Origin of the sequence: Delftia deserti, assembly GCF_042653485.1 — a bacterium.
Taxonomy (GTDB): Bacteria; Pseudomonadota; Gammaproteobacteria; order Burkholderiales; family Burkholderiaceae_C; genus Comamonas; species Comamonas acidovorans.
Genome location: NZ_JBHSIH010000001.1, coordinates 4,538,312 through 4,550,372, shown reverse-complemented (window position 1 = coordinate 4,550,372; position 12,061 = coordinate 4,538,312). Strand labels below are relative to the sequence as shown.

The window sequence follows — 12,061 nt, the reverse complement described above, 5'->3', positions numbered from 1 at the left end:
CACATGACGAGCGCTTTGTACGTGGTCGCCACAAGGGGAGTGGTCACTACAATCCATGGGCTCTTTTTTTTCATCGCCGGGCCGCCCCAGGATGAAAAGCGGCCCCCTGCGGGGGCCGCAGACCTTGCCCTGCAAGGGGAGCGCGGGGGCCATTTTTCAACACACAACAAGTGAGACTGCCGCTATGCAAATGATCCGCCGCACCCTTCTTTCGACCTGCGTGGCCGCCATGGCGGCTGCTTCGGCTGGCGCCGTACTGGCCCAGACCAAGGAGGTCAAGGTGGGCTACGCCCTGGCCGTGAATTCGCACTACGGTGCGGCGGCCCAGGCCTGGGCCGATGCGGTGGAAAAGGGCACGAACGGCGCCTACAAGTTCAAGCAGTTCCCCGCGTCCGCGCTGGGCGGCGAGCGCGAGCTGATCGAGGGCCTGCAGCTGGGCACGGTGGAGGCGGCCATCGTCTCCACGGGGGCCATCAGCAACTTCGTGCCCGATGTGGGCGTGGTGGACATTCCCTTCCTGTTCCGCGACACGCAGCATGCGCGCGCCGTGCTGGACGGCGCCTTCGGCCAGGAGCTGCTGGCCAAGTTCAGCAAGCGCGGCCTGGTCGCGCTGGCCTGGGGCGAGCAGGGCTTTCGCCACCTGTCCAACAACAAGCACGCCGTCAACGGCGTGGCCGATCTCAAGGGCCTGAAGATCCGCGTGACCGAGAACCCCGTGCACATCACGGCCTTCCGCACGCTGGGCGCATCGCCCACGCCCATGTCCTGGCCCGAGGTGATCGGTGCGCTGCAGCAGGGCACGATCGATGGCCAGGAGAACCCGATCTCGGTGCTGGCCTCGGCCAAGCTGTGGCAGGTGCAAAAGCACCTGACGCTGACGGCCCATGTGTACGCGCCCATGGCCCTGCTGGTGTCTCCCTCGTTCTGGGGCAGCTTGAACGACAGCCAGAAGGCGGCCTTCACGCAGGGCGCCAAGTCGGGCGCCATCGCTTCGCGCGTGTTCGTGGACACGGTGGAGAAGAAGGGCGTGGAAGAGGCCAAGAGCCATGGCATGCAGGTGGTGGAGAAGGTGGACCAGGCCGCCTTCCGCACCGCGCTGGAGCCGGCCTACAAGGAATACGCGAAGAAGTTCGGCCAGAAGACGCTGGACACCATCGCCAACGCCAAGTAATCCCCTGACGCATTGCGGGCTGCGGCCCGCAATGCAGGGCGCCCCGCTGCGGGCAACACCTGTGGCCCCGCACGGCGCCTGCGCCGATGATCTGACATCCGGCGGCAGCCCGGCCCTTGCGCCACTCCCCTCCTGCTCTCGCCCACTCCTATGCTCAACCGAATCGAACGCGCCCTTGTGGCCTGCAACCGCTGGCTGCTGATCGTGCTGCTGCTGGCCATGGCCTGCATCGTGTTTGCCAATGTGGTGCTGCGCTACACCACGGGCGACTCCATTGTCTGGGCCGAGGAAGTGGCCCGGCACATGATGATCTGGGTCACCTTCCTGGGCGCGGGCCTGGTGCTGCGCTTCGGCGGCCATGTGGCCATCGACAACCTGCACCGCTCGGTGGGCACGCGCAAGGCGCAATGGCTTCGCCGCCTCGTGGTGCTGGGCGTGGGCCTGTTCTGCGCGGTGATGGCGGTGGCCTCGTCGCAGTATGTCTGGGCCACGCGCTTCCAGACCACGGCGGCCACGGACATTCCGATCTCCTTCGTCTACGCGGCCATGCCCGTGGGCTTCGTGCTGATGCTGGTGCATCTGCTGTTCATTGCGCGCGGCTATATCGCAGACGGCTCCTTCGCCGAATCGGACGAGATGGATGCCGACGCAGCCGCATCCATATGACCCCCCTGAGTCGCTGCGCGCCTTCCCCCAGGGGACGACACCCTCGCTGCGGGGCGGCCCTTGCTTGGTGTCTCCTGCCTTGGAGCATGTCAGTTCCATCGCTCTGCCATGAATAACTGATTCGAACGCACATCATGGGTATCACGCTTTTCATCGCCATCATCGTCCTGCTCACGCTGGGCTTTCCGGTGGCCTTCGCGCTGGCGATCTCCGCCGCGCTGGCCGTCTTCGTGGGGGGCCGCTATCCGCAGCTCATCGTGTTCAAGGAGATGTTCACGGGCATAGACAGCTTTCCGCTGATGGCCGTGCCCTTCTTCATCCTGGCGGCCGAGCTGATGTCGGGCGGTGCGCTCACGCATGTGCTGCTGCGCTTTGCAGCGCAGTTCGTGGGCCATCTGCGTGGCGGCCTGGGCTATGCCAATGTGCTGTCGCTGACGCTGTTCTCGGGCATTTCGGGCTCGGCCCTGGCCGATGCGGCCGGCCCCGGCTCGATGATGGTCAAGATGATGGACAAGGCCGGCTACGCGCGCTCCTACGCGGCGGCGCTGACGGCCAGCACGGCCATCGTGGGGCCCATCATTCCGCCGTCGGTGAGCATGATCATCTACGCGCTGCAGGATGAGAACGTCTCCGTGGGCGGCCTGTTCATGGCCGGCTTCATCCCCGGCATCCTGATCGCGCTGGCCATGGCCGCCGTGAACTGGTGGGTGTGCAGGAAGCGCGACTACCGCTCCACCGAGCCACGTCCTGACGGCCGCACGATGTGGATCAACAGCTTCAAGGCGATTCCCGCGCTGATGCTGATCGTGCTCATCGTGGTGGGCATCCGCTTCGGCATCTTCACGCCCACCGAGGCATCGGTGGTGGCCGTGTTCTATGCCCTGGTCTGCGGCAAGTGGGTGTACCGCACGCTGCAGTGGTCGGCGCTGCCGGGCATTGCGGCGCGCTCGGCCATGCTCACGGCCTCGGTGCTGCTGGTGATGGCGACTTCGGCCGCCTTTGCCTGGGTGCTGACGGTGGAGGGCATTCCGCAGTACCTGTCCGAGCTGATCGTGAGCTGGCAGCTGTCGCCCACCCTGTTCCTGATCGCGGTGAACATCCTGCTGCTGGTGTTCGGCATCTTCATGGAGCCGCTGCCCGGCGTGATGATCCTGGTGCCCATCCTGGCGCCCATTGCGTTCAGCCTGGGCATCGATCCCACGCACTTCGCCATGGTGGTGATCGTGAACCTGACGCTGGGCATGATCACGCCGCCCGTGGGCGGGCTGCTGTTCGTGACCTCGGTGGCCACGCGCGTGTCCATCACCGATCTCACGCGCGAGATGCCGCTGTTCCTGCTGGCCCACTTCGTGGTGCTGTGCCTGCTGACCTTCATCCCCGCGCTATCCACCTGGCTGCCGCATACGCTGGGCTTCCAGTGACGACAAGGGCCTCCGAGTGAGGCCCTTTTTTTTGCCGCCGGGCCGCCCCAAGGCAAAAAGCGGCCCCCTTGGGGGGGCAGCGGACCTTGCGCAGCAAGGGTAGCGTGGGGGCCTTATTTCTGGGGTGCCCAGCGCCTCAGAAGAGCAGGCCGGCCATGCGCTGGGCCGTTTCCTTCAGGTGCGGCAGGCCCTCCAGCGCCTGCGCCAGCGGCATACGCGCCTCGGGCGCATGCACGGCCAGCGTGGCGCGGCACTGGCCCTTGGCGTCGCGCACGGGCACGGCCACGGCGATCATGCCGCGCATGAATTCCTCGCGATCGCAGGAGTGGCCTTCGCACACGATGCGCGCGCACTCCTGCGCCAGCGCCTCGGGTGTGGTCAGCGTGTTGGCCGTGCAGGCGGTGAGTTCCACGCTGTCCAGAATGGCGGCGCGCCGGGCCGCCGGCATATGGGCCAGGAACAGCTTGCCGCTAGCCGTGGCGTGGATGGGCACCATCGATCCGGCCTCCAGCTGGATGCGCAGCGGCCAGTGGGTCTCGACACGGTCCAGGTAGCGCACGCGCGTGCCGTCCAGCACGGTGAGGTTGCAGGTCTCGCCCAGACGGGCCACCAGCTGGGACAGCAGCTCATGGCGCAGGGCCTGGCGCGGGTCGGCTTGCAGGGCGCGCACAGCCAGGCTCAGCAGCTTGGGGCCCGGGGAGAAGCTTCGGTCGCCCTCATGGCGCAGCAGCCACTGCCGCGCCTCCAGGTGGGCGCACAGGCGCGAGGCCGTGGCCTTGGGCAGGTTGAGCGCGGCTGCGATGTCCATGAGCCCCGGCGGGGCCTCGGCCTGGGTCACGAAATCGAGCACGGCCAGGGAGCGATCGGAGACCGAGTTCGCTTCGTCCTGCCGTGCAGGGGTGGGGTCCGGGGCAGCGCTGGCAAGGGATGGCGGCATGGGGCGGTGTCGTGTCGTGTGGAAGGCCGGAAACGCTTTCGATCATGCCTGATCGCCAGGAGCCGGCAAGGGTTTGCGCGGGGTTGCGGTCCAGCACAGCAGCGAATAAGTTTCACCCAAAGGAACAAATAGTTCCTTTTAAAGAAACTCAAAAAGGAGCCACTGCATGCCGGACCCCATCGACAGCTATGACTACGTGATCGTGGGAGCAGGCTCTGCCGGCTGCGTGCTGGCCGCGCGCCTGTCCGAGGACCCGGCCACGCGGGTGCTGCTGCTGGAGGCCGGCCCGCCGGACCGCTCGCCCTGGATCCACCTGCCCATCGGCTACGGCAAGACCATGTGGAGCCCCGTCTACAACTGGAAGTTCGAGACCGACCCGGACCCCAACATGAACGGCCGGCGCATCTACTGGCCGCGCGGCCGCACGCTGGGCGGCAGCAGTTCGATCAATGGCCTGATCTATGTGCGCGGCCAGCGCCAGGACTACGACCACTGGGCGGCGCTGGGCAATGCGGGCTGGTCGTATGAGGAGGTGCTGCCCTACTTTGTGAAGTCCGAAGGCAATGCGCGCGGCGCCTTCCCGGGCCATGGCGCGTACGGGCCGCTCAAGGTCTCGGACATCGGCGCACAGCATCCGCTGATCGAGGCCTTCATTGCCGGTGCAGGCCAGGTCGGCGTGCCCCGCACCGAGGACTTCAACGGCCGCGACCAGGAAGGCGCGGGCTACTACCAGCTCACCACCCACAAGGGCCTGCGCTGCAGCACGGCCAAGGCCTATCTGGGCGAGGCCCGGCGCCGCCCCAATCTGCGCATAGAGACCGACGCCATGGCCACGCAGCTGGTAGTGCGCGGCCGGCGCGCCACCGGCATCCGCTACCGGCAAGGCGGGCAGGAGCGCCAGGCCCGGGCGCAGGCCGAGGTGATTCTGTCGGCAGGCGCCATCCAGTCGCCGCAGCTGCTGCAACTGTCGGGCATAGGCCCGGCCGCGCTGTCGCAGTCCCTGGGGATTCCCGTGGTGCACGATCTGCCGGGCGTGGGCGAGAACCTGCAGGACCATCTTCAGATCCGCCTGGGCTACGAATGCAGCCAGCCCATCACCACCAATGACCAGCTCAATTCCTGGATGGGCAGGACGCGGCTGGGGCTGGAGTGGCTGCTGTTCCGCTCGGGCGCGCTGGCCGTGGGCATCAACCAGGGCGGCTGCTTCATGCGTGCGCTCAGGGACGAGCAAGGCCGGCCCGTGGCCGCCACGCCCGACATCCAGTTCCACGTCTCCACGCTGTCGGCCGACATGGCAGGCGGCCAGGTCCATCCGTACTCGGGCTTCACCATGTCGGTCTGCCAGCTGCGGCCCGAGTCACGCGGGCAGTTGCGCATCCGCTCGCGCGATGCCTTCGAGCCGCCTTCCATCCAGCCCAACTACCTGGCCACCGACCTGGACCGCCGCACCAACGTGGCGGCCGTGCGCGCGGCACGCGCCATTGCCGACACGCCGGCCATGCGCCCCTTCGTGAAGCGCGAGGTCAAGCCCGGCCCCGATGCGCACAGCGATGCGCAACTGCTGGAGTTCTGCCGCAACCACGGCGCCACCATCTTCCACCCCAGCGGCACCTGCCGCATGGGCAGCGACGCCCTGGCCGTGGTCGATGCGCGGCTGCGCGTGCACGGCATGGCCGGCCTGCGCGTGGTCGATTGCTCGGTCATGCCCACCCTGGTCTCGGGCAACACCAACGCGCCCGTGGTGATGATGGCCGAGAAGGCCGCCGACATGGTTCGCGAAGACAGGCACGGAGAGACAGGGCAGCTCAAGGTCGCATGACTGCCCGTTCCTGCATCCCGGCAATGCGACAGACAACCAGGAGACAGCATGACGACGGCAACCGATCCCAGGGTCATCCGCAAGGTGGTGACCTCCGCGCTCATCGGCGCAACCATCGAGTGGTATGACTTCTTCCTGTACGGCGTGGTCGCCGGCATCGTGTTCAGCAAGCTGTACTTTCCCAGCGACGATCCGCTGATCTCCACCCTGCTGGCCTACACCACCTTTGCCGTGGGCTTCGTCACACGGCCGCTGGGCGGGGTGATCTTCGGGCACTTCGGCGACCGCGTGGGGCGCAAGAGCATCCTGGTGGTCACGCTGATGATCATGGGCGTGTCCACCTTCCTGATCGGCCTGCTGCCCACGCATGCGCAGATCGGCGTGGCCGCCCCCATCCTGCTGCTGCTGTTGCGCGTGGCCCAGGGCATAGGCCTGGGCGGCGAATGGGGCGGCGCCGTGCTCATGGCCTACGAATACGCGCCCAAGGAAAAGCGGGGCTTCTACGCCTCCCTGCCGCAGGTGGGCCTGGCCATCGGCCTGTTCATGGCCTCGGGCGTGGTGGCCCTGCTGTCCTGGCTGTGCACCGAGGAGCAATTCATGGCCTGGGGCTGGCGCGTCGCCTTCCTGATCTCGGGACTCATGGTGGCCGTGGGCATGTACATCCGCCTGCATGTGAAGGAGACGCCCGAATTCGCGGCCGTCAAGGCACGCAATGCCGAGACCGCCATTCCCTTCATGGACATGATGCGGCGCTATCCGGGCAATGTGCTCAAGGGCATGGGCGCACGCTATATCGACGGCGTTTTCTTCAACGTCTTCGGCGTGTTCTCGATCAGCTACCTGACCTCCACCCTGCAGATCAGCCGCACCGACGCCTTGATCGGCGTGATGGTCGCCGCCGTGGTGATGTGCTTCACGATTCCGCTGTTCGGCCGCCTGTCCGACCGCCTTGGCCGCAGCCGCGTGTATCTGTGGGGATCGCTGATCACCGCCATCTCGGCCTTCCCCGCCTTCTGGCTCATGGCCCACAGCGGCGGCAATGTGCTGCTGATCTGGATCGCCATCGTCGTGCCCTTCGGCATTCTCTACGCGGCGGTCTACGGTCCCGAAGCCGCCCTGTTCTGCGACCTGTTCGACGCCAAGGTACGCTACACCGGCATTTCCTTCGTCTACCAGTTCTCGGGCATCTTCGCGTCCGGCATCACGCCCATCATTGCGACGGCGCTGGTCAAGACGGCCGGTGGCAGCCCGTGGCTGGTGTGCCTGTATGTGGTGTTTGCGGGCGCGGTATCAGCGTGGTGCGCATGGGCCATCGGGCGGGATGGAAGCAGGCAGGACAGCTTTGCCAACATGAAACCCTTGGCCAGATAGTCACACACTCTTGCGCCGGTTCATATTGCACCGTAGCTCCACAAGACCAAGAGCAAAGCTGCCCAACAGGCAGCTTTCTGCATTGGCCAGCGGAGTGCAGCCACCGGCCCGCCGTAGAGCCGTCTTGGTTTAGGATGGCGCCTGCCCGCATGGCAGAAGATTTCTGCAGATTCATGCCCCATATCGCAACCGCATGTCAGTCAGGCATGCACTTTCAGGTATCACCTTGGCTGCATGATCTATAAAAACATACAAATACTGCGCTTCATTGCCGCCTTTCTCGTGGTTCTGCACCACACGCTTCCGCCCAATGTGCATCCGGCCCACTACGCCAACATCCCGGCGTGGATCACCGAGATTTCCGTCTATGGTTTCGCTGGTGTCGATATCTTCTTCGTCATCAGCGGCTTCATCATGGCCGAGACCACGCGCCCTATGCGGCCCGGAGCTGGCACTGCATCCAGCTTTGTCTTCCGGCGCTTTTTGAGAATCTACAGCGGCTACTGGCCCGCCTTCCTGCTGGTGCTTTTTCTCAGCGTCTGGCTTGGCATCTTCAACGGGCCCGAAATCAGCCGCTGGAAGTCATTTCTGCTGCTGCCCCAGGAGTTCTATCTGCTCAATGTCTCCTGGACGCTGACCTATGAGCTTTATTTCTATCTACTGATTGGTGCCATGCTCTGCTTCACACGAAAGCAGGCCGTTCCGGTATTTCTTGCGTTGCTGGCAACATTTGTGATGATCGTAGCCGTGCAATTCAATCTGGGGGTTTATCGATCGGCAACGCCCAGGGAAAACAATTTCCTCTTGAATGTTTTTCTGACATCTCCACTGATCATTGAATTCATTGTCGGCTTTCTGCTGAGCGAGTGGATTCAAAGAAAGCCTCGGCAGTCGATTGCAGCATGGTCCATATTCACCGCCATTGCACTGTGCGCGAGCATCTGGGCACAGAAATACGGCGGTTTCCTGGGTGTCGGCATGGCCGCATTTCTCTACTATCCGGAACGGGTGATGCTGTTTGGCAGCGCGTCCGTGGGGCTGGTGGCGCTGGCCGCATTGCTGCCGTCGTCCGGTAGCCCGTTGAGCCGCTTCTTCTGCAGGCTGGGCGATGCCTCCTATGCGCTGTACCTGCTGCACATTCCCTTGATGGTGATTCTCTACGGCCTGCTTTTCCCCAAGATTCCGGGCCTGCTGTGGATAGGGGGCGGAAAGCTATCGCTGCTGGTGTATCTGGTGTCAGTCGTGGTCTGCTCCTTGCTCTACTTCAAGTTCATCGAGAATCCGCTGCATAAAATCTCGAGAAAAGCGTCTGACAGGTTGCTGCGCAGCGCTGTATCCCCCAAGAAATGCACCGTTTGAGATGCTTCGCCATCTGGATCTATCGATCGATCACTTCAGAAGTGCATCCATGCCCTGCGACCTTCCAAGAGATCTCCCGAAACTGGCGGATTTCGTTGAAAATCCACCCCCTGCAAAATCATTCAAAGATCTCACCATTCACTCATAAAGAGAGACTCATGTTCAAGAAATTACTGGCTACGGCCACCTTGCTGGGCTGCGGCCTGGCGCACGCGTTCATGCCCAGCAATGGCACCTGGGTCGTGACTTCGGAGCTTGATGGCAAACCCGGGCGCGGGCTGGCCATCGACGCACAGAACGGCACGCTGGTCATGCAAATGTATGCCTATGAGAGCAATGGCCAGCCCAGCTTCTACATGACCTCAGGTGCACTGAGCAACAACCGCTTTTCTGCGCCGCTGATGCGCTACAAGGGCGGTCGCCACCTGGGCAGCGGCCCGCTTTCGGGGTCCGAGGACCGCAATATGGGCCAGGTCAGCATGCGCTTCACCAGCGGCGTTTCGGGATTCATCACGCTTCCCGGCGAGCAGGAGGTGGAGATTTCGCGTTTCAACTTCGGTTATCCCGCGGTGGCGTCCAGCTTGCGGGGCATCTGGGCGTTGACTTCCTTCGGTAGCGAAGGCGTTTTCTCCGAAGTCGTGAATATGCAGCTGCAGACACCCGCCACGGCGAACGGAAATGGCCTGATGGAAACGGCAGACCGGCTGTTTGGCTGCGAACACCAGATCCGGGGCAATCTGGAAGGCGGCGTGCTGTGCGTGAAGATCACCAGATCTGGCCAGTTGCTGCGCTCCTACTACTTCGTCTACAGCGTGAACGAGGGTGAAGGCAGTTCCCGCACCAACGGAACCCGCCCCGAACAGGTATTGGTGGCCAAGCGCCTGATTGACCCGAAGGGCGTGGGCACAGGCATCGTCTACGCGGCCGATGCACCTGTGGACCCTGTTCCTACCGTGCTGCACGACATCATCGAGAACCTGTCCTTCAACGCCGCCCCGCCGACCGCCGAGCAGGAGTGACGCCCCCGCTGCCGGCTACACCTCAGGGCAGCGCCGGCAGCTGCTCCGCATGCCGCAGGTCCACATGCGCCTGCAGGAAGTCGAGCACGGCACGCGTGCGCGGGGGCAGGCGGTCGGGCTTGCCCAGGTAGACGGCGTGTATGGGCTCCAGGTCGCCCGTGTTGAATTCCTCCAGCACGGGCACCAGCCGGCCGGCGAGCACGTCGGCCCAGGCGTGGTACAGCGACAGGCGGGCCAGGCCCGTGCCGTGCAGCGCCAGTTCGCGCATCACATCGCCGTCGTTGACGCGCACCACCTCCCCGATATCGACGGCCACGCGCTGGCCGTCCACCAGAAACGGCCAGTGCGGTATGGCGCGCTGGTAGCTCCAGCCCAGGCGCACATGGTGGCCCAGTTCGTCTGGATGCAGGGGCCTGCCCATGCGGGCCAGGTACTCCGGTGAGGCCAGGATGACCTGCCGCGTGCGGCCCAGCAGCCGCGCGACCATGTCCGAGGGAGGAAGCTGCCCCCAGCGCACGGCGATGTCCGTGCCGGCCTCGACCAGGTCCACGATCTGGTCCGTGAAGCTCAGTTCCAGGCTCAGCCCGGGATGGCGCTGCAGCAATTGCGGCACCAGGGGCACGAGCAGCATTTTTCCGGTCGATGAGCTGGTGTTGATGCGCACCAGGCCGCGTGGTTCGCTGCGCACGGCCACGCAGGCCTCCAGTTCCTCCAGGTCGGCCAGCACGCGCTTGCCGCGCTCGAACAGCTGACAGCCTTCGGGCGTGAGATGCAGGCGCCGCGTGCTGCGCTGCAGCAGCTGCACGCCCAGGCGCGCCTCCAGCCGCGACATGCTCTTGCTGACGGCCGAGGGCGAGATGCCCAGGTGGCGCGCAGCGGCCGAGAGGCTGCCGCGCTCGGCCACCAGGATCAGCATTTCCAGCTCGGCAAAGCGGTTGGCATCGGCGTTGCCTGTATCGGTGGCCGTGGGTGGGGCAAGTGCGGGCATGGCGTCTCCTGAAAGAGGTCATCTATTCCACACAGGAACAGATCCGTTTCCATTATTCCATCTACACAAAGGTATGTTGCAGTGCGACATTACTGGACATCACACCAAGGATCACAAGGAATCCGTCCATGCCTCTTTCCCTACTCGCCCTGGCGGCCGGTGCCTTCGGCATCGGCACCACGGAATTCATCATCATGGGCCTGCTGACCCAGGTCAGCCAGGATCTTCACATCAGCATTCCCACGGCGGGCTCGCTGATTTCGGGCTACGCCATCGGCGTGGCCGTGGGCGCGCCCGTGCTCACGCTGCTGACGCGCCAATGGCCGCGCAAGCGCCTGCTGCTGGCGCTGATGCTGATCTTCATCGCCGGCAACCTGGCCGCCGCATTTGCGCCCAGCTATGAATGGCTGATGTCGGCACGCGTGCTGACCTCGCTGACCCACGGCACCTTCTTCGGCGTGGGCGCCGTGGTGGCCACGGGACTGGTGCCCGCGGACAAGAAGGCCTCGGCGATTGCGCTGATGTTCTCGGGCCTGACCCTGGCGACCCTGCTGGGCGTGCCTGCCGGTGCCTGGATCGGCCAGATGTTCGGCTGGCGCAGCGCCTTCCTGGCCGTCGCCGCGATCGGCGTGCTGGCCTTGGCCATCCTTGCCGCCTTCGTGCCGCGCGACCAGGGCCGCCCCGAGGTCACGCCGCTGGCGCAGGAGCTGGCCGTGCTGGGCAACGGCCAGGTCTGGCTGGGACTGGGCATCACGGCCTTCGGCTTTGCGGGCGTGTTTGCGCTCTACACCTATGTGGAGCCGCTGCTGACCCAGGTGACCCACATGGGCGACAGCCTGGTGGCACTGACCCTGCTGCTGTTCGGCGCGGGCCTGGCCGCAGGCAATCTGCTGGGCGGCAAGCTGGCCGACCGGGGCGTGATGCGCGCCCTGGTGTGGAGCATCGCTGCGCTGATGGTGGTGCTGGCGGCAGGCCGCTGGGCCTTCGGGAACCAGGCCGTGGCCATGGCCTATGTGATCGTGCTGGGCGTCGTGGCCTTCGCCACGGTGACTCCCATGCAGATGCGCGTGCTGGACCAGGCCGGCCCCCAGGGCGCGAACCTGGTCTCCAGCCTGAACATTGCGGCCTTCAACCTGGGCAACGCCCTGGGTGCCTGGGTCGGCGGCCTGGCCCTGGCCGGTGGCCTGGGCCTGGTCAACCTGGGCTGGGCCGCCGCCGCGCTGACGGCCGTGGGCCTGGTGCTGGTCTTCTGGAGCAGCCGCCTGTCCGCAGGCTCCGCACGCAGCGCAGGCGTGGCCTGCGCCTGAGGC

At 65.2% G+C, this 12,061-nt stretch carries 10 protein-coding genes; 8 read left to right on the top strand and 2 right to left on the bottom strand.

Going from position 1 to position 12,061, the window contains the following annotated elements:
• Positions 1-184: 184 nt before the first annotated feature.
• The 3 genes from ACFPFG_RS21815 (at position 185) to ACFPFG_RS21805 (ending at position 3,258) form a co-directional block, all read left to right on the top strand.
• The gene (locus ACFPFG_RS21815; RefSeq protein WP_013800420.1) at positions 185-1,171 is read left to right on the top strand and encodes a TRAP transporter substrate-binding protein; all 987 of its coding nucleotides are present in this window, start codon (positions 185-187) and stop codon (positions 1,169-1,171) included.
• 150 nt (positions 1,172-1,321) lie between these two features.
• On the top strand, positions 1,322-1,837 hold the full coding sequence (locus ACFPFG_RS21810) for a TRAP transporter small permease (RefSeq protein WP_013800419.1): 516 nt from the start codon (positions 1,322-1,324) through the stop codon (positions 1,835-1,837).
• A 134-nt stretch (positions 1,838-1,971) separates the two neighbouring features.
• Entirely contained in the window at positions 1,972-3,258 is a 1,287-nt protein-coding gene (locus ACFPFG_RS21805) for a TRAP transporter large permease (RefSeq protein WP_034363235.1), read from the top strand.
• A 136-nt stretch (positions 3,259-3,394) separates the two neighbouring features.
• Here ACFPFG_RS21805 and ACFPFG_RS21800 read toward each other — a convergent pair whose 3' ends face one another.
• Positions 3,395-4,195 (bottom strand): IclR family transcriptional regulator, encoded by an 801-nt coding sequence (locus tag ACFPFG_RS21800; protein ID WP_380108225.1) that lies wholly within the window; start codon positions 4,193-4,195, stop codon positions 3,395-3,397.
• A gap of 166 nt (positions 4,196-4,361) precedes the next feature.
• Between ACFPFG_RS21800 and ACFPFG_RS21795 the strand changes: the two genes are divergently transcribed.
• From ACFPFG_RS21795 to ACFPFG_RS21780, 4 genes are all read left to right on the top strand, one after another.
• Entirely contained in the window at positions 4,362-6,014 is a 1,653-nt protein-coding gene (locus ACFPFG_RS21795) for a GMC family oxidoreductase (protein ID WP_312377909.1), read from the top strand.
• 48 nt (positions 6,015-6,062) lie between these two features.
• On the top strand, positions 6,063-7,385 hold the full coding sequence (locus ACFPFG_RS21790) for an MFS transporter (RefSeq protein WP_312377907.1): 1,323 nt from the start codon (positions 6,063-6,065) through the stop codon (positions 7,383-7,385).
• Positions 7,386-7,619: 234 nt separating this feature from the next.
• Positions 7,620-8,744: an acyltransferase family protein gene (locus ACFPFG_RS21785; RefSeq protein WP_380108222.1), complete on the top strand. Its 1,125-nt coding sequence runs from the start codon at positions 7,620-7,622 to the stop codon at positions 8,742-8,744.
• 158 nt (positions 8,745-8,902) lie between these two features.
• The gene (locus ACFPFG_RS21780; protein ID WP_183018916.1) at positions 8,903-9,763 is read left to right on the top strand and encodes a hypothetical protein; all 861 of its coding nucleotides are present in this window, start codon (positions 8,903-8,905) and stop codon (positions 9,761-9,763) included.
• A gap of 22 nt (positions 9,764-9,785) precedes the next feature.
• Here the strand turns inward: ACFPFG_RS21780 and ACFPFG_RS21775 are convergent, their stop codons facing one another.
• Positions 9,786-10,751 carry a LysR family transcriptional regulator gene (locus ACFPFG_RS21775; protein WP_380108220.1) on the bottom strand — a complete coding sequence of 322 codons (966 nt, stop codon included), beginning with the start codon at positions 10,749-10,751 and terminating at the stop codon, positions 9,786-9,788.
• A 128-nt stretch (positions 10,752-10,879) separates the two neighbouring features.
• Here ACFPFG_RS21775 and ACFPFG_RS21770 point away from each other — a divergent pair, with 128 nt between their 5' ends.
• Positions 10,880-12,058, top strand: coding sequence for an MFS transporter (locus ACFPFG_RS21770; protein WP_380108218.1), 1,179 nt, complete (start codon positions 10,880-10,882; stop codon positions 12,056-12,058).
• Positions 12,059-12,061 lie beyond the last annotated feature (3 nt).

What these genes read in the sequence shown, in the direction of transcription:
- ACFPFG_RS21815 (WP_013800420.1), top strand. Translation starts at nt 185, where the DNA reads ATGCAAATGATCCGCCGCACCCTTCTTTCGACCTGCGTGGCCGCCATG.
- ACFPFG_RS21810 (WP_013800419.1), top strand. Translation starts at nt 1,322, where the DNA reads ATGCTCAACCGAATCGAACGCGCCCTTGTGGCCTGCAACCGCTGGCTG.
- ACFPFG_RS21805 (WP_034363235.1), top strand. Translation starts at nt 1,972, where the DNA reads ATGGGTATCACGCTTTTCATCGCCATCATCGTCCTGCTCACGCTGGGC.
- ACFPFG_RS21800 (WP_380108225.1), bottom strand. Translation starts at nt 4,195, where the DNA reads ATGCCGCCATCCCTTGCCAGCGCTGCCCCGGACCCCACCCCTGCACGG.
- ACFPFG_RS21795 (WP_312377909.1), top strand. Translation starts at nt 4,362, where the DNA reads ATGCCGGACCCCATCGACAGCTATGACTACGTGATCGTGGGAGCAGGC.
- ACFPFG_RS21790 (WP_312377907.1), top strand. Translation starts at nt 6,063, where the DNA reads ATGACGACGGCAACCGATCCCAGGGTCATCCGCAAGGTGGTGACCTCC.
- ACFPFG_RS21785 (WP_380108222.1), top strand. Translation starts at nt 7,620, where the DNA reads ATGATCTATAAAAACATACAAATACTGCGCTTCATTGCCGCCTTTCTC.
- ACFPFG_RS21780 (WP_183018916.1), top strand. Translation starts at nt 8,903, where the DNA reads ATGTTCAAGAAATTACTGGCTACGGCCACCTTGCTGGGCTGCGGCCTG.
- ACFPFG_RS21775 (WP_380108220.1), bottom strand. Translation starts at nt 10,751, where the DNA reads ATGCCCGCACTTGCCCCACCCACGGCCACCGATACAGGCAACGCCGAT.
- ACFPFG_RS21770 (WP_380108218.1), top strand. Translation starts at nt 10,880, where the DNA reads ATGCCTCTTTCCCTACTCGCCCTGGCGGCCGGTGCCTTCGGCATCGGC.